Source organism: Achromobacter sp. SIMBA_011 (assembly GCF_046535435.1).
Taxonomy (GTDB): Bacteria; Pseudomonadota; Gammaproteobacteria; order Burkholderiales; family Burkholderiaceae_B; genus Achromobacter; species Achromobacter dolens.
On sequence record NZ_JAWRWN010000861.1, the window covers coordinates 1 to 253 of the forward strand.

A 253-nucleotide genomic window follows, 5' to 3' on the forward strand; every position below is an offset into this window, starting at 1 on the left:
CGATCGCGTGCTACGGCTCGGCTGGCGCGTGTGGCTGCTGGTCGCCGCGCTGGTCTGCGCGTATACGCTGCCCGGCGTGCTCGGCCACGATCCGTGGAAGCAGGACGAAACCTATACGTTCGGCATCATCCAGCACATGCTCGAGACGGGCGACTTCGTCGTGCCGACCAACGCCGGCCTGCCCTTCATGGAAAAGCCGCCGCTCTACGCGTGGGTCGCGACGAGCCTCGCGTGGCTGCTGCAGCGCGTGATG

General features: G+C 67.6%; 1 protein-coding gene. It reads left to right on the top strand.

Going from position 1 to position 253, the window contains the following annotated elements:
• Positions 1-253: ArnT family glycosyltransferase (locus SB816_RS33445; RefSeq protein WP_410548434.1), on the top strand; the 253-nt coding region annotated here is incomplete at both ends.